At 60.2% G+C, this 16,313-nt stretch carries 12 protein-coding genes and 2 tRNA genes; 10 read left to right on the forward strand and 4 right to left on the reverse strand.

Annotated features, from left to right (window positions below; all coding sequences use genetic code 11):
* The first annotated feature begins 10 nt into the window (after nucleotides 1-10).
* From AACY30_RS13865 to AACY30_RS13910, 10 genes are all read left to right on the forward strand, one after another.
* Nucleotides 11-1,432, forward strand: a complete 1,422-nt coding sequence (locus AACY30_RS13865; RefSeq protein ID WP_339471472.1) for an N-acetylmuramoyl-L-alanine amidase — start codon at nucleotides 11-13, stop codon at nucleotides 1,430-1,432.
* On the forward strand, nucleotides 1,432-3,348 hold the full coding sequence (gene mutL / locus AACY30_RS13870) for a DNA mismatch repair endonuclease MutL (protein ID WP_370468023.1): 1,917 nt from the start codon (nucleotides 1,432-1,434) through the stop codon (nucleotides 3,346-3,348). The genes AACY30_RS13865 and mutL overlap by 1 nt, the downstream gene beginning before the upstream one ends.
* Nucleotides 3,348-4,319 (forward strand): tRNA (adenosine(37)-N6)-dimethylallyltransferase MiaA, encoded by a 972-nt coding sequence (miaA, locus tag AACY30_RS13875; protein ID WP_339540495.1) that lies wholly within the window; start codon nucleotides 3,348-3,350, stop codon nucleotides 4,317-4,319. The genes mutL and miaA overlap by 1 nt, the downstream gene beginning before the upstream one ends.
* A 94-nt stretch (nucleotides 4,320-4,413) precedes the next feature.
* Entirely contained in the window at nucleotides 4,414-4,674 is a 261-nt protein-coding gene (hfq, locus tag AACY30_RS13880) for an RNA chaperone Hfq (RefSeq protein WP_049710299.1), read from the forward strand.
* A 12-nt stretch (nucleotides 4,675-4,686) separates the two neighbouring features.
* A complete protein-coding gene (hflX, locus tag AACY30_RS13885) occupies nucleotides 4,687-5,988 on the forward strand; it encodes a ribosome rescue GTPase HflX (RefSeq protein WP_339471474.1) in 1,302 nt (433 codons plus the stop codon).
* A 96-nt stretch (nucleotides 5,989-6,084) separates the two neighbouring features.
* Nucleotides 6,085-7,260, forward strand: a complete 1,176-nt coding sequence (hflK, locus tag AACY30_RS13890) for an FtsH protease activity modulator HflK (protein WP_339415654.1) — start codon at nucleotides 6,085-6,087, stop codon at nucleotides 7,258-7,260.
* Nucleotides 7,260-8,126: a protease modulator HflC gene (gene hflC / locus AACY30_RS13895; RefSeq protein ID WP_017849753.1), complete on the forward strand. Its 867-nt coding sequence runs from the start codon at nucleotides 7,260-7,262 to the stop codon at nucleotides 8,124-8,126. The genes hflK and hflC overlap by 1 nt, the downstream gene beginning before the upstream one ends.
* Nucleotides 8,127-8,420: 294 nt before the next feature.
* The gene (locus AACY30_RS13900) at nucleotides 8,421-9,608 is read left to right on the forward strand and encodes an ATP phosphoribosyltransferase regulatory subunit (protein WP_339540496.1); all 1,188 of its coding nucleotides are present in this window, start codon (nucleotides 8,421-8,423) and stop codon (nucleotides 9,606-9,608) included.
* A gap of 54 nt (nucleotides 9,609-9,662) precedes the next feature.
* Nucleotides 9,663-10,952, forward strand: a complete 1,290-nt coding sequence (locus AACY30_RS13905) for an adenylosuccinate synthase (protein ID WP_339415659.1) — start codon at nucleotides 9,663-9,665, stop codon at nucleotides 10,950-10,952.
* A 139-nt stretch (nucleotides 10,953-11,091) separates the two neighbouring features.
* Nucleotides 11,092-13,026: a methyl-accepting chemotaxis protein gene (locus AACY30_RS13910; RefSeq protein WP_339471477.1), complete on the forward strand. Its 1,935-nt coding sequence runs from the start codon at nucleotides 11,092-11,094 to the stop codon at nucleotides 13,024-13,026.
* Nucleotides 13,027-13,119: 93 nt separating this feature from the next.
* On the opposite strand, the gene AACY30_RS13915 is transcribed toward AACY30_RS13910, so the two are convergent.
* From AACY30_RS13915 to AACY30_RS13930, 4 genes are all read right to left on the reverse strand, one after another.
* The gene (locus AACY30_RS13915; protein WP_339540497.1) at nucleotides 13,120-14,685 is read right to left on the reverse strand and encodes an ABC transporter permease; all 1,566 of its coding nucleotides are present in this window, start codon (nucleotides 14,683-14,685) and stop codon (nucleotides 13,120-13,122) included.
* Nucleotides 14,685-15,710 carry an extracellular solute-binding protein gene (locus AACY30_RS13920; protein ID WP_339540498.1) on the reverse strand — a complete coding sequence of 342 codons (1,026 nt, stop codon included), beginning with the start codon at nucleotides 15,708-15,710 and terminating at the stop codon, nucleotides 14,685-14,687. The genes AACY30_RS13915 and AACY30_RS13920 overlap by 1 nt, the downstream gene beginning before the upstream one ends.
* A 158-nt stretch (nucleotides 15,711-15,868) precedes the next feature.
* Nucleotides 15,869-15,955: transfer RNA gene (locus tag AACY30_RS13925), tRNA-Leu, on the reverse strand.
* A 152-nt stretch (nucleotides 15,956-16,107) separates the two neighbouring features.
* Nucleotides 16,108-16,194: transfer RNA gene (locus AACY30_RS13930), tRNA-Leu, on the reverse strand.
* Nucleotides 16,195-16,313 lie beyond the last annotated feature (119 nt).

The following is a 16,313-nucleotide window of genomic DNA, read 5'->3' on the forward strand; positions in this document are numbered from 1 at the left end:
GGGGTTAGGTATGCGCTTTCGCGCGTTGGTTGCTGTCGTGGGGGTGTTGCTTGCGGCAATGACTGTCAATGCTCTGGCTGCTTCACAGGTGAAAAGTGTTCGCCTGTGGCGAGCGCCGGATAACACGCGACTGGTGTTCGACCTGTCTGGCCCGGTCCAGCACAGCGTCTTTACTCTCACGTCTCCTGATCGCCTGGTGATCGACATCAACGGCGCGACCCTGGCCGCGCCGTTGAAGGTATCCACTGCCAACACCCCGATTACCTCTATACGCTCGGCCCAGCGCACGCCCACTGACCTGCGCGTGGTGATCGACCTGAAAAAGGTTGTAACGCCGAAAAGCTTCTCGCTGACGCCAAACGCCCAATATGGCAACCGGCTGGTGGTCGACCTGTTCGATAACGCCGCCGATGCCGCGCCGCCGCCGGCCCCAACGCCAAGCGTGGCAACGGTGCCGGCAGTCCCGGTGAGTCCGTCGCAACCCCAGGTCAAACTGCCACCGCCGCCACCGGCCCCGGCAGGCAAGCGCGACATTATTGTAGTGATCGACGCCGGCCACGGCGGTGAAGACCCAGGTGCTTCCGGTTCGCGCGGCCAGCACGAGAAAGACGTGGTATTGGCCATCGCCCGTGAGCTGCAGCGCCAGGTCAATGGCATGAAAGGCTACCGCGCCGAGCTGACCCGTACCGGCGACTACTTCATTCCGTTACGCGGCCGAACTGAAATCGCCCGTAAGAAAGGCGCCGACCTGTTTGTGTCGATTCACGCCGACGCCGCGCCCTCGAGCGCTGCATTCGGTGCTTCGGTGTTTGCCCTGTCGGATCGCGGCGCTACGTCCGAGACCGCGCGTTGGTTGGCCGACAGTGAAAACCGTTCCGACTTGATCGGCGGCGCCGGCAACGTGTCCCTCGATGACAAGGACAAAATGCTCGCGGGGGTGCTGCTCGACCTGTCGATGACGGCTTCGCTGACCTCCAGCTTGAACGTCGGCCAGAAGGTCTTGAGCAATATCGGTCGAGTCACTTCGCTGCACAAGCATCGTGTGGAGCAAGCAGGATTTATGGTGTTGAAGTCGCCGGACATCCCGTCGATCCTGGTAGAAACCGGGTTCATCTCCAATGCCAAGGAAGCCTCGAAGCTGGCCAGCGCCAGCCACCAGCAGGCCCTGTCGCGCTCCATCAGCGCCGGTATTCGCCAGTTCTTCCAGCAGAACCCACCGCCGGGCACTTACATCGCCTGGCTGCGTGACTCGGGGAAAATCGCCCAAGGCCCGCGTGACCATCGCGTGCAGCCGGGCGATACTCTGGCCATGCTGGCGGTGCGTTTTCAAGTGTCGGCCGCTACCTTGCGCAGTGCTAACAAACTGAAGACGGATGAGTTGAAAGTCGGCCAGGTGTTGACCATCCCTGGCACTGAATTGGCGGCGCAGTAATGAGTGAGTCCACCCTGAACAGCGGCTCGCGCATTGAGCTGCTGAGCCCGCGCCTTGCTAACCAGATCGCTGCGGGCGAGGTTGTTGAGCGCCCGGCGTCGGTGATCAAGGAGCTGCTGGAAAACAGTATCGACTCAGGTGCCAAGCGCATTGATGTCGATGTGGAGCAGGGCGGCGTCAAGCTGCTGCGCGTACGTGACGATGGCAGCGGCATCTCCTCCGATGACCTGCCGCTGGCCCTGGCCCGTCATGCCACCAGCAAGATTCGCGACCTGGAAGACCTTGAGCGCGTGATGAGCCTAGGCTTTCGCGGTGAGGCCCTGGCCTCGATCAGCTCCGTAGCGCGCCTGACCCTGACTTCGCGCACCCGTGACGCCGACCAAGCCTGGCAGGTGGAAACCGAAGGCCGCGACATGGCGCCTCGGGTTCAGCCGGCAGCCCATCCGGTCGGTACATCGGTAGAGGTGCGCGACCTGTTCTTCAATACCCCGGCGCGGCGCAAATTCCTCAAGGCCGAAAAAACCGAATTCGATCACCTGCAAGAAGTCATCAAGCGTCTGGCCCTGGCCCGTTTCGACGTGGCTTTCCACCTGCGCCACAACGGTAAGACCATCCTCAGCCTGCATGAAGCCCATGATGACGCCGCGCGCGCGCGCCGGGTGTCGGCGATTTGTGGCGCGGGTTTCCTGGAGCAGGCGCTGCCGATTGAAATCGAGCGTAATGGCCTGCGGCTTTGGGGCTGGGTCGGTTTGCCGACCTTCTCCCGCAGTCAGGCGGACTTGCAGTACTTCTTTGTGAACGGCCGCGCTGTGCGCGACAAGCTGGTGGCCCACGCGGTGCGTCAGGCTTACCGCGACGTGTTGTTCAATGGGCGGCACCCGACGTTCGTGCTGTTCTTCGAAGTCGACCCATCGGTGGTGGACGTCAATGTGCACCCGACCAAACACGAAGTGCGCTTCCGTGATGGGCGCATGGTGCATGACTTCCTCTACGGCACCTTGCACCGCACCTTGGGTGACGTGCGTCCGGATGATCAACTGTCGGCACCGATTGTGACGGCGATGGTCCGCCCGAGCGGCCCGGAAGCGGGTGAGTTCGGCCCTCAGGGCGAAATGAGCCTGGCGGCAAACCTGCTGCAATCGCCACAGCCGCAGCCGTCGTACACCACGCCGGGTTCTGGCTCGGGTGCGGGTTACCAGTACCAATACACGCCACGCCCGCAGTCGGCAGTGCCAGTGGCCGAGGCCCAGGCGGCATATCGCGAGTTTTTCGCGCCGCTGCCCGGGGCCGAGCCTGGCGCTGCTGTGGCCTTGCCGGAGGGTGGCGGTGATATTCCGCCGCTGGGTTATGCATTGGCGCAGCTCAAGGGCATCTACATTCTTTCGGAAAACGCCCACGGCCTGGTGCTGGTGGACATGCATGCCGCCCACGAGCGGATCATGTACGAGCGCCTGAAGATTGCCATGGCCAGCGAAGGCCTCAGCGGCCAGCCGTTGCTGGTGCCGGAATCCCTTGCGGTCAGCCAGCGTGAGGCAGATTGTGCCGAAGAGCACCATGCTGTGTTCCAGAAGCTTGGCTTTGAATTGCAACGACTGGGGCCGGAAACCCTGGCCATCCGCCAGATTCCCGCGTTACTCAAGCAGGCCGAGGCTAACCGTTTGGTCGCCGACGTACTGGCAGACCTGATGGAATACGGCACCAGCGACCGCATCCAGGCGCACATCAACGAACTGCTCGGCACCATGGCCTGCCACGGCGCCATCCGCGCCAACCGCCGCCTGGCCCTGCCGGAAATGAACGGCCTGCTGCGCGATATGGAGAACACCGAGCGCAGCGGTCAATGCAACCATGGCCGACCGACCTGGACCCAGATGGGACTGGACGATCTGGACAAACTGTTCTTGCGCGGCCGTTGATGAGTGCCTTGCCCCCCGCGATCTTCCTGATGGGCCCAACGGCCGCCGGCAAGACCGACCTGGCCATCGAGCTGACCAAGGTGCTGCCGTGCGAGCTGATCAGTGTCGACTCTGCCCTGGTTTACCGGGACATGGATATTGGCACCGCGAAGCCTTCCAAAGCGCTATTGGCTGAGTATCCGCATGGTTTGATCGATATCATTGATCCCTCCGAGAGCTACTCGGCGGCGGATTTCCGTACCGACGCCCTGGCGGCCATGGCCGAAATCACCGCACGCGGCAATATTCCGCTGCTGGTAGGTGGCACGATGCTCTATTACAAGGCTTTGCAGGAAGGCCTGGCGGACATGCCGCCCGCCGACGTCTTGGTGCGCGCCGAGCTTGAGGAAGAGGCTGTACGCCTTGGCTGGCAAGCCCTGCACGACCAGTTGGCGGTCGTGGACCCGGTATCTGCTGCACGCATCCACCCCAATGACCCCCAGCGCCTCACGCGTGCCTTGGAAGTCTGGCGTGTCAGCGGCCAGACCATGACTGAACATCGGCTGAAACAAAGTGCGCAAAGTGCTGACGCAGGCGCATCTGGACAGCCACAATTACCCTATACTGTGGCGAATCTGGCCATCGCTCCGGCAAATCGCCAGGTGCTGCATGATCGAATTGCACAAAGATTCACAATTATGTTGGAACAGGGGTTTGTCGACGAGGTCGTAGCACTGCGTTCCAGAGGTGACCTGCATCCAGGGTTGCCTTCGATACGTGCTGTGGGCTATCGCCAAGTCTGGGATCATCTGGATGGCAAGCTGACGTCAGCCGAAATGCAGGAGCGCGGCATCATTGCCACGCGCCAATTGGCGAAACGCCAGTTCACCTGGTTGCGCAGCTGGAGCGACTTGCACTGGCTGGACAGCCTGGACAGCGACAATCTGTCACGCGCCTTGAAATACTTGGGAACGGTCTCCATATTGAGCTGAGTCCTTGCAATAGCCGTCTATCCTTGGGGGTGTGACGGCCATAAGTTATCTATTTTCCGATTTTTTATTATTGATCCTTAAAGGAGTGCGGCACATGTCAAAAGGGCATTCGCTACAAGACCCTTACTTGAATACTTTACGTAAAGAGAAAGTGGGTGTTTCCATCTATCTGGTCAACGGTATCAAGCTTCAAGGCACGATCGAGTCGTTTGACCAGTTCGTGATCCTGCTGAAAAACACCGTCAGCCAGATGGTCTACAAGCACGCTATCTCGACAGTCGTCCCTGTTCGTCCAATCCGTCTGCCTAGCGCAGCAGGTGAAGATGCAGTTGACGCTGAGCCAGGTAACGCCTGATAGGAGTCTCCTTTGTTCTTTGAGCGCCACGGTGGTGGTGAGCGAGTAATCCTCGTTCACTTGGATGGACAGGACCCTGAGGCGCGCGAAGATCCGCAGGAGTTTCAGGAGTTGGCAAATTCGGCCGGCGCCGAGACCGTTGCGTTTTTTAACGTGCCGCGTCATCGGCCAACCGCCAAATACCTGATCGGCAGCGGCAAGGTCGAGGAGCTTCGCGACTTGGTCCACGCTGAAGAAGCTGATCTGGTGATCTTCAATCACGTCCTCACGCCCAGTCAGGAACGTAACCTCGAACGTGTTTTCGAGTGTCGCGTGATCGACCGTACCGGTCTGATTCTGGATATTTTCGCTCAGCGCGCCCGTACCCATGAAGGCAAGCTCCAGGTTGAACTGGCCCAGCTTGACCACATGAGTACCCGGCTGGTTCGCGGCTGGACTCACCTTGAGCGTCAAGGTGGCGGTATCGGCATGCGTGGCCCGGGTGAGACCCAGCTCGAAACCGACCGACGTCTGCTGCGGGTTCGCCTGCGCCAGATCAAGGGTCGCCTCGAGAAGGTGCGCAGCCAGCGCGAGCAATCGCGACGTGGCCGTTCCCGTGCGGATATCCCTACCGTGTCCCTGGTGGGCTATACCAACGCCGGCAAATCCACACTCTTCAATAACGTGACGAAATCGGACGTGTACGCGGCCGACCAACTGTTCGCGACCCTCGACCCGACCTTGCGCCGTCTGGATCTGGACGACCTGGGGCCGATTGTCCTGGCCGATACCGTGGGTTTCATTCGTCACCTGCCGCACAAGCTGGTCGAGGCATTTCGGTCTACGCTCGAAGAGTCGAGCAATTCCGACCTGCTGTTGCATGTGATTGATGCGGCTGAACCGGATCGCATGTTGCAGATTGAACAGGTGATGCTGGTGCTGGGCGAGATTGGTGCCCAGGACTTGCCGATCCTCGAGGTCTATAACAAACTCGATTTGCTTGAAGGGGTTGAGCCACAAATCCAGCGCGACGAGAACGGCAAGCCCCAGAGGGTCTGGCTATCGGCGCGTGATGGCAGTGGTCTTGAGTTGCTTGAACAAGCCATTGCCGAATTGCTCGGCGGCGATTTGTTCGTTGGCACCTTGCGCTTGCCGCAGCGTTTTGCTCGACTGCGTGCACAGTTTTTCGAATTGGGCGCGGTACAGAAAGAAGAACACGACGAAGAGGGGGTCAGCTTGCTGGCCGTTCGATTGCCGCGCTCGGAGCTGAATCGGCTGGTCAGCCGTGAAGGCGCTATACCGGCAGAGTTCATCGAACAACACACTTTGCAATAAAAGCCTCCCAAAGCGGTTGTGCCGCGGTGGCAGGCATTCTGTAGCATTGGTCGGCGCGCCGTGGGTGCGTCTTTGCTTTATCAGATGGAGAGCGCTATGGCTTGGAATGAGCCGGGTGGCAACTCGAATAATCAGGATCCTTGGGGTGGTAAACGCCGCAATAATGGCGACCGCAAAGGGCCACCAGATCTCGACGAGGCCTTCCGAAAGCTGCAGGAAAGCCTGAATGGGTTGTTCGGTGGTGGGAAAAAACGTGGTGGTGACGACGGCGGTCGCACAAGCAAGGGCGGTGGCTATGGCCTGCTTGGCCTGGGTCTTGTCGTGCTGGCGGCCGTATGGCTGTACAGCGCCGTTTACGTGGTGGACGAGCAGGAGCAAGCCGTGGTGCTGCGCTTCGGCAAGTACTACGAAACCGTCGGTCCGGGCCTGAACATCTACTTCCCGCCGATCGATAAGAAGTACATGGAGAATGTCACGCGTGAGCGTGCCTACACCAAGCAGGGCCAGATGCTGACCGAAGACGAGAACATCGTCGAAGTGCCGCTGACCGTGCAGTACAAGATCAGCAACCTGCAGGACTACGTGCTGAACGTTGACCAGCCGGAAATCAGCCTGCAACACGCAACTGAAAGCGCCCTGCGCCACGTGGTGGGTTCTACCGCCATGGACCAGGTGCTTACCGAAGGTCGTGAGTTGATGGCCAGCGAAATCAAGGAGCGCCTGCAACGGTTCCTCGATACCTATCGCACCGGTATTACCGTCACCCAGGTCAACGTACAGAACGCAGCCGCGCCGCGCGAAGTGCAGGAAGCCTTTGATGATGTGATCCGTGCCCGTGAAGACGAGCAGCGTTCGCGCAACCAGGCTGAAACCTACGCCAACGGCGTCGTGCCGGAAGCCCGTGGTCAGGCCCAGCGTATCCTTGAGGATGCCAATGGTTACCGCGACGAAGTGGTCTCCCGTGCCAAGGGTGAGGCGGATCGCTTTACCAAACTGGTCGCCGAGTACCGCAAGGCGCCGGAAGTTACGCGTGAGCGTCTGTACCTGGACACCATGCAGGAAGTCTTCAGCAACACCAGCAAGGTTCTCGTGACTGGCAGCAAAGGCGGGCAGAACAACCTGCTCTACCTGCCGCTGGACAAGATGATCGAAGGTGGTCGTAGCAGCACCGGCGCACCGTCCACCGGTTCCAATGCCGCTGCCAACGAAGCGAGCGCCCGTGCGGCCGCTGACTTGTCTCAACAGCAAACACGTACCAGGGAGAGTCGTTGATGAGCAATAAATCGCTGACCGCCCTGATTGTGGGCGTCGTCGTGGTCATCGCTGCCTGGAACTGCTTCTACATCGTGGCTCAGACCGAGCGTGCGGTGCTGCTGCAATTCGGTCGCGTGGTCCAGGCGGATGTCCAGCCGGGCTTGCATGTGAAAGTTCCCTACGTCAACCAGGTGCGTAAGTTTGACGCCCGCCTGATGACCCTGGATGCTCCGACACAGCGCTTCCTGACCCTGGAAAAGAAAGCCGTGATGGTTGACGCCTACGCCAAGTGGCGCGTCAAGGATGCCGAGCGCTTCTACACTGCGACCTCCGGCCTCAAGCAGATTGCTGACGAGCGTTTGTCGCGCCGTCTGGAGTCGGGCCTGCGTGACCAGTTTGGTAAGCGCACCCTGCACGAGGTGGTATCCGGTGAGCGTGATGCGCTGATGGCTGACATCACGCGTTCGCTGAACACGATGGCGGAAAAAGAGCTGGGCATCGAAGTGGTTGATGTTCGGGTCAAGGCTATCGACCTGCCGAAGGAAGTGAATCGCAGCGTGTTCGAGCGTATGAGCACCGAGCGTGAGCGTGAAGCCCGTGAGCACCGCGCCAAGGGTAACGAGTTGGCGGAAGGTATCCGTGCGGATGCCGATCGTCAGCGCCGTGTACTGTTGGCCGAAGCCTATCGCGAGTCTGAAGAGGCCCGTGGTGATGGTGATGCCCAAGCTGCTTCGATCTACGCCAAGGCCTACGGCCAGGACCAGGAGTTCTACGCGTTCTACCGTAGCCTGCGTGCCTACCGTGAAAGCTTCGCGAACAAAACCGACGTCATGGTGCTGGACCCAAGCAGCGACTTCTTCCGCTACCTGGAAAAGTCCAAGTAACCAGCCTGTGATTCTGTAGGTGTCACTCCCGTCGGGCGGCTAAAACGCCTGGCGGGGTGATCCTTTCAGAAAACGGGTGTATGATGCGGCAGCCGGGAAATTCCCGGCTTTTTTGCGTCTGCATGTTTGATTCGGCAGGCGTTACAGGTTTTTCGAGGAAAGTGCCCGACGAGGCCGGTGATAGGTCGTTCGTCACGTCGTTCTTGCGCGTGGTTTATGCAAGGGGCGGGTATTTTCTGCTCTACTCAAGGCTCGGCCGAGGGCTGGCCGCCCGGATCATAGGGGAATGGCGTAATGGCAACGGTAGACCGCTGGCTGCTGCCAGATGGCATCGAAGAAGTACTGCCACCGGAGGCTGCGCGCATTGAAGTAGCGCGTCGCCAGGTGTTGGATCTGTTCCAGAGCTGGGGTTACGAGTTTGTCGTGACCCCCCATATCGAGTACCTGGAATCCCTGCTGACCGGCGCGGGCCAGGACCTGGATCTGCGCACCTTCAAAGTCATCGACCCGCAATCGGGCCGGCAAATGGGCTTTCGTGCCGACATCACGCCGCAAGTGGCGCGCATTGATGCACACACCCTGCGTCGCGAAGGCCCTAGCCGCCTGTGCTATGCCGGCAGCGTGCTGCATGCGCAACCGCGTGCACTGTCGTCTTCGCGCAGCCCGATCCAATTGGGTGCCGAGTTGTACGGCGATGCCAGCCCGAGCAGCGACGTTGAGGTGATCAGCTTGATGCTGGCCATGCTGCAATTGGCTGAAGTACCTGATGTCCACATGGACTTGGGCCACGTGGGTATCTACCGTGGCCTGGCCCGCGCAGCCGGTTTGTCCGGTGAAGTGGAACAACAGTTGTTCGATGCCCTGCAACGCAAGGCCATCGATGAAGTGATTGCCCTGACCGCTGGCGTGCCTGCCGATCTGGCCGACATGCTGCGTGCGCTGGTGAACCTGTGCGGCGGCCGTGAAGTGCTGGTGGCTGCGCGTGAGCGCCTGGCCAATGCGCCGGCACCAGTACTGGCTGCGCTGGACGATGTGCTGGCGATTGCCGAGCAGTTGTCGGCACGGTTCCCGCAGCTGCCGCTGTATTTTGACCTGGGTGAGTTGCGCGGCTATCACTACCACACCGGTGTGGTGTTCGCGGTGTTTGTACCAGGCGTCGGCCAAGCCATCGCCCAAGGCGGTCGTTATGACGATATCGGCGCCGATTTTGGCCGTGCGCGTCCGGCCACCGGCTTTTCCACCGATTTGAAAACCCTGGTGACGCTGGGGCGTGCTGAGGTCGAGATGCCGTCTGGTGGCATCTGGATGCCCGACAGTACGGACGCAGCACTCTGGCAGCAGGTTTGCCAGTTGCGCAGTGAAGGTCAGCGCGTTGTCCAGGCCTTGCCTGGTCAGCCATTGGCCGCCGCCCGTGAAGCGGACTGCGACCGGCAATTGATTCTGCAGAACGGGCTTTGGCAAGTATCGCCACTGGCTTCTTGAGTTTTCCTGCCGGCCATCGCCGGCACCAAGTTTGCGCGAATGAGGACAAGTGTTATGGGTAAGAATGTCGTAGTCCTGGGCACCCAATGGGGTGATGAGGGCAAAGGCAAGATCGTTGATCTGCTGACCGAACATGCTGCCGCCGTAGTGCGCTACCAAGGTGGCCACAACGCTGGCCACACCCTGGTCATCGATGGCGAAAAAACCGTTTTGCACCTGATCCCGTCGGGAGTGCTGCGCGAAGGCGTGCAGTGCCTGATCGGCAACGGCGTGGTGGTTGCACCTGACGCCCTGTTGCGCGAGATCACCAAGCTGGAAGAGAAAGGCGTACCGGTGCGCGAGCGCCTGCGTATCAGCCCGTCCTGCCCGCTGATCCTGTCCTTCCACGTAGCGCTGGACCAGGCCCGTGAAAAGGCGCGTGGCGAGCTGAAGATCGGTACTACTGGTCGCGGCATCGGCCCTGCGTATGAAGACAAGGTGGCTCGTCGTGGCCTGCGTGTTGGCGACCTGCTGAACATGCCGCGCTTCGAAGACAAGCTGCGTGAACTGGTGGATTACCACAACTTCATGCTGGTGGGTTACTACAAAGAGGCGGCCATCGAGTTTGAAAAGACCTTGGCCGAGTGCAAGGAATACGCTGAGCTGCTCAAGCCGCTGATGCTGGACGTGACGGCTGAGTTGCACGACCTGCGTCGCGCTGGCAAGGACATCATGTTCGAAGGTGCCCAGGGTTCGTTGCTGGACATCGACCACGGTACCTACCCGTACGTGACCAGCTCCAACACCACCGCGGGCGGCGTTGCGACTGGCTCGGGCGTTGGTCCTATGTTCCTGGACTACATCCTGGGCATCACCAAGGCTTACACCACCCGTGTAGGCTCAGGTCCATTCCCGACTGAGTTGTTCGACGAAGTCGGTGCGCACCTGGCCAAACAAGGCCACGAGTTCGGCGCAACCACCGGCCGTGCTCGTCGGTGTGGCTGGTTCGACGCCGTTATCCTGCGTCGCGCTATCGATGTGAACAGCATCTCGGGGATCTGCCTGACCAAGCTGGACGTACTCGACGGCTTGGAAACCATCAATATCTGCATCGGCTATAAAGATGCAGAAGGCAAGGACGTTGCCCCGACTGACGCTGACAGCTACGTGGGCCTGCAGCCTGTGTACGAAGAAGTGCCGGGCTGGACCGAATCGACCGTGGGTGCCAAAACCCTGGAAGAGCTGCCAGCTAACGCTCGTGCCTACATCAAGCGTGTTGAAGAGCTGATCGGCGCACCCATCGACATTATTTCGACAGGTCCGGACCGCAACGAAACCATCGTTCTGCGTCACCCGTTCGCTTAATAAGCTGTTGATGTAAAAAGCAAAGGGCTCCTAATGGAGCCCTTTGTCGTTTCCGTCGCCTTAGCGGCACGACCTTTGCTTTGGTTCTCTCTTTCGCGGTGCTATCAAATTAATGGCACCCGTGGTCGAGGGATTCCCGATGTCTGCCGTTCTCTCATTGTTACAAAGCCGTCTGTTGCGGCCGGTGTTCGTTACCCTAGGTATCGCTCTTTTGGTGCAAGTGCTGGTAGCGGTTGCTCTCACACGCAGCACGGTCACGGCGCTGGAGGCTGATCTGGGCAATCGCCTGGGCATCGATAGCCAGAAACTGTCTGGCGAACTGGCGCAGGCTGGTAAAGAAGTCACGTCCAGTCTGGATAGCTTGTCTAGCAGCACCCGTCAGCGCCTGACAGCAGGGCTTTCGACCCGCCTGCAAGAAGAGCAGAAGCAGCTGCGTGCGACCCTGGAAAAAGACCTGCAAGACTCCGCCAATGACATGGCGCAACTACTGGCCTCTGTAGCGCCTCGCGCCATGTGGGACAGCGACGTGCCGACGTTGTCGGAGTTTGCGCGCCGTGCGCAGCGCAATCCCAACGTACTATTTGTAGTTTATGACGACGCCGCGGGTGAGCATTTGACCCGCTACCTGAATCGCGAGAATCCGATCAACCAGGCGCTGCTGGCCAAGGGAGTGGGTGATCGCGCATTGGATAAGGTGCTCGACGCGGCCAAGAACGACCCTTCCGTGTACTACGTCGAGGCGTCTATCAGCCCCAATGGGGTAGAAATTGGCAAAGTCCGTATGGGTGTTTCGACCGTGTCGGTTGAAGCCGACCTGCAGGCACTGGACAAGCGTTTCGCGGCGCTGATTGCCAGCGGCGATCAACTGGTCGGCGACAGCCTCAAAGGCGCGTCGGCTGATAGCGCGGCCGCCATGGGCGCCCGCCTGCAATCCGCGCAAGCCACGGCCACCCAGATGACCGCCAATACCACCAGCGCCGTTCAGGAGGCTGCTGGCACCTTACGCTGGCGCATCGGCATGGGGCTCGCGCTGGTCGGTTTTGGTGTATTGCTGCTGATCGCCATCGTGTTGGGGCGCCGTGTCGTCAACCGCTTGAAGCTGCTGATCGCAGCCATGGATGACCTGGCGGCGGGTGAGGGCGACCTCACCAAGCGTGTGCAGATCAGCAGCAAGGATGAAATCGGCGACATGGCCTCGGCGGTCAATCGCTTTGTGGATAAGTTGCAGCCTATCGTCCGCGAGGCGGGGGATGTGGCCCAGCGTACTGGCGTGGAAATCGGCGCCATGACCTTGCGCAATGCCGGTGCTGATGCGGCGGCGGGCTTGCAGCGTGATGAAGTGGCCGAGAGCTTGCGCGCGCTGTCGCAAATGGCAGACGAAGCGCAAGCCGAAAGCCATGCGATGCAGGCGGCGTTGCAGCAGGTGGTGGATATTCGCCAGGCCACGGATGAGAACTCGCGGACTTCGGCGCAGGTCGGCAGTTTGATCGAGGCGCTGGCGGGCCAGGTGCAGGCAGGCTCCCAAGTGATTGAGCGTCTGGCCCAGCAAAGCGAGCAGATCGAGGTGGTGCTGACCGTGATTCACGGCATCGCCGAGCAAACCAACCTGCTGGCGCTCAATGCGGCGATCGAAGCAGCCCGCGCGGGTGAGACCGGTCGCGGCTTTGCCGTGGTGGCAGACGAGGTGCGCGCGCTGGCGAGTAAAACCCAAAGCTCCACCGGTGATATCCAGGCGCATATCGTGGCGTTGCAGCAAGGCGCCCGTGAGGCGGTGGAAACCATCGGCAAGGCCGGACGCCAGGCCAATGAAGGTTTGCTGGTGCTGCGCGATAGCGTGCGCTTGCAGCAGACGATGCAGGCCTCGGTGGAGCAGGTGCATGCGGCGATTGGCTTGGCGACGCGCGCGGCTGAGCATCAGGCGCAGGGCGCGCATGCGGTGCGTGGTCGCGTTGAAGTGATCCATGCCCAGGCTGAGCGTGCTGCGCAGGCGGTGGTGGAGACGACGGCCAGTGGCAAGGTGCTGGATGGGTTGGCGGCGCAATTGAAGGCAAGCCTGGGACAGTTCCGGGCCTAGCGTCGCCTGTTCCGGCGTCATCGCGAGCAAGCCTGGCTCCCGCCTTGGAATGCATTCCAAATGTGGGTGTCGGGCTTGCCCGCGATAGCGGTCTCAGCGGCTCAGATACATCCGGGTCGTCAGCAGGTACACCGGCAACCCCGACACCAGAATCAACAACGCCGCATACGGCGCCGCCGCCGCAAACTCGACATTCGAAGTATGCGCCCACACCGCCGTCGCCAATGTATTCAACCCGGTCGGGCTCAGCAGCAACGTCGCCGTCAATTCCTTCATCGCATCCAGAAACACCAGCGCAAACGCTGCACCCAATGCCGGGAAAATAATGGGCAGCGTCACTCGGAAAAACGCACTGAACGACGACGCCCCCAGCGTACGTGCGGCCTCTTCCAGCTGCGGCGCGGCCTTGTTCAGTGCTGTACGAATCGGCGCCTGGGCCAGTGGCAAAAACAACAACGCATAAGCGATCAACAACAGTGCCGATGTCTGATACAGCGCCGGCACGTAATGCAGGGCGAAATACACCAGCGTCAGCGCAATCACCAGGCCGGGCAGGGCGTGCAGCAGATACGGCAGGCGCTCGGCCCAGATTGCCAGTTGGCCTTTGTAACGCACTACTAGCAGGCCCACTGGCACCGCCAATACTAAGCACAGCGCCGCACCGCCGAGAGAAAGTGCCAACGAAGACAACAACGCTTCACTGATCTTATCCACCGGGAATGCGGCGGAAGAGCCCACTGCCAACCAGTAACCTAGCATCCCCAGTGGTATGCCGCTGCCGATGATCGCCAGTACCAGGCAATACGCCTGGCCCAGCGGTGCCCACTTACCTAGTCGAACCTGCTCGGCGTGCCGCGCTGCGCCTTGGCCTATGCGCACATGTCGGCCCTTGCCGCGCACGCGCAACTCCAACCACAACAGCGTCAGGCACATCACCAGGAGCACTGCCGAGAGCATCGCGGCGTTGGCATTGCTGAATTCCAGTTCGAATTGCTGGTAGATCGCGGTGGTAAAGGTCTGCAGTCCGATAATCGACAGCGCGCCGAATTCCACCAGCATGTGCAGCGCGATCAACAGTGCCCCGGCCAGCAGCGATGGCCATAGCAAAGGCAATGTGACGCGCAAGAACACGCTCCAGCGATTCAGCCCCAGGGTGCGGGCCGACTCTTCCAGTGAGGGATCAAGGTTGCGCAGCGTCGCCGCCACTGGCAAAAACACCAGCGGGTATTTCGACAAGCTCATCACCAGGATCGCGCCGCCGAGCCCTTCGAAGTTGGCGCTCAGCGAGACCCAGGTAAAGCTGCTGACAAATGCCGGCACCGCAAACGGCAGGCATAAAATCACGCCCCATATGCGTCGCCCCGGCAGGTTGCTGCGCTCCAGCAGCCAGGCCAGCGACAGGCCGATCACGCCGCATGCCAGCGTCACGCCGACCATCAGCGCCAGGGTGTTGCGCAGCAGCCCGAACACGTACGGGCGCCACAGCAGGTGCACCGCTTCCGCCCAGCCGGCCTGCCAGGCCTTCAGCCCGACATACGCCAGCGGCAGCAGGCTCAGGCCAACCAGCAACAGCACGGGCAGTAACAGCCAGATAGAAGGGCGCTTGCGCTTTGGGCTGAACCCCCTGCGCGTGGCAGGGGCGGATAGCGATGGGTTCATCAGTTCAAGCCAACGTCACGTTCCAGTTCCAGGGCTTCTTCGGCGTTGCCCAAGTCGGCAGGGGTGACTTTCGGAGGTTGCAGCTCACTGAAAGGCTTGAGGCCGCGCTTGGATTCCATGCCTTTGCGCAGCGGGTACTCAGCCGAGGTGTTGGTGATCACGCGTTGGCCTTCTTCGCTGGCCATGAACGCCAACAGTTGCTGCGCTTCCTTGGGGTGCTTGCTGGATTTCAGCGCTGCAGCCGAAGACACGGTGATCAGGCCGCCGGCATCGCCATTGGTGAAGTAGTGCAACTGGGAGTCCAGGTTGGTTTTTTCTTTCTTCAGCGCGAACCAGTAGTAGTTGTTCACCAGCACAGTGGCCACTTCGCCGTTCTCCACGGCTTTGAGGGCGACCATATTATTGCTGTACACCTTGCCGAAGGCACGCAGGCCGGTCAGCCATTCTTCGGCGGCTTCGCGACCGTGCAACTTGATGATCGCCACGGCCTGCTCCTGGAATGCGCCACTGGTGGGCACGAAGCCAACCTTGCCTTGCCACTCGGGGCCGGCGAAATCCAACACCGATTTCGGCAGGTCTTTTTCAGCAATCAGTTTTGGGTTAAAGGCCACGACGCGGGTGCGTGCGGTCACGCCCATCCAGTCGCCATTGGCGCCGACATAATCCTTGGGCAATACGTCGAGGGTGCTCGCGTCGATTTTGGCCAGCAGGCCTTGTTCGCCGAGTTTGTTCAGTGGTGGCGATTCTTCGGTGTAGATCACGTCGGCAGGGGAGCGGTCACCCTCTTCGGCGACCTGGCTGGCCAGTTGGTTGCTGCTGCCTTTGCGTACGTTGACGTGAATGCCGGTCTTGGCTTCGAAGGCCTTGGCGAGTTCATCACCGACTTCTTTGTGCTGGCCGTTGTACAGGGTCAGGGAGACCTTGTCGGCGGAATAGGCAGTGGGCGCGAGCAGGGTCAGGCCGAGCAGAGTGATGGTCAGGCCACGCAGAAGGGATGTCTTGAGATGGGTATCGCGGATCATCATCCGGGTTGTTCCTCACTTGTATTCAACAAATACTTACAAGGATAAACGATAAAACTTCTCAAGTGCGGACGAGGGCGAAATCGCGGGGGAAGTTTCCACGCTAATGTTTTCAATCCCCGGAAACGAAAAAACCCGCTTTCGCGGGTTTGATCTGAATTTGGTGCCCAGGAGAAGACTCGAACTTCCACGACCTTGCGATCACCAGCACCTGAAGCTGGCGTGTCTACCAATTTCACCACCTGGGCATTATCAAGCAACGTTGCCGCTGTCGATGGGCGAACTATACGGCGGGGTTTTTGATCTGTAAACCCCTGATTCGAAAAAATAAATCGGGTTTTGCTTTAAAAATCAAAGACTTGAAACGAAAAAACCCGCTTTCGCGGGTTTGATCTGAATTTGGTGCCCAGGAGAAGACTCGAACTTCCACGACCTTGCGATCACCAGCACCTGAAGCTGGCGTGTCTACCAATTTCACCACCTGGGCAGCATCAACAACGTTGCCGTCGTCGATGGCGCGCACTATACGGAGTGGTATTTGTACTGTAAACCCCCGCTATCAAAAAAAACTGGAAAATATCACCGCCGGGCGTGCAAGCTGTATTT

It is taken from the genome of Pseudomonas sp. RA_5y_Pfl1_P24 (assembly GCF_963970945.1).
Lineage (GTDB): Bacteria > Pseudomonadota > Gammaproteobacteria > Pseudomonadales > Pseudomonadaceae > Aquipseudomonas > Aquipseudomonas tritici.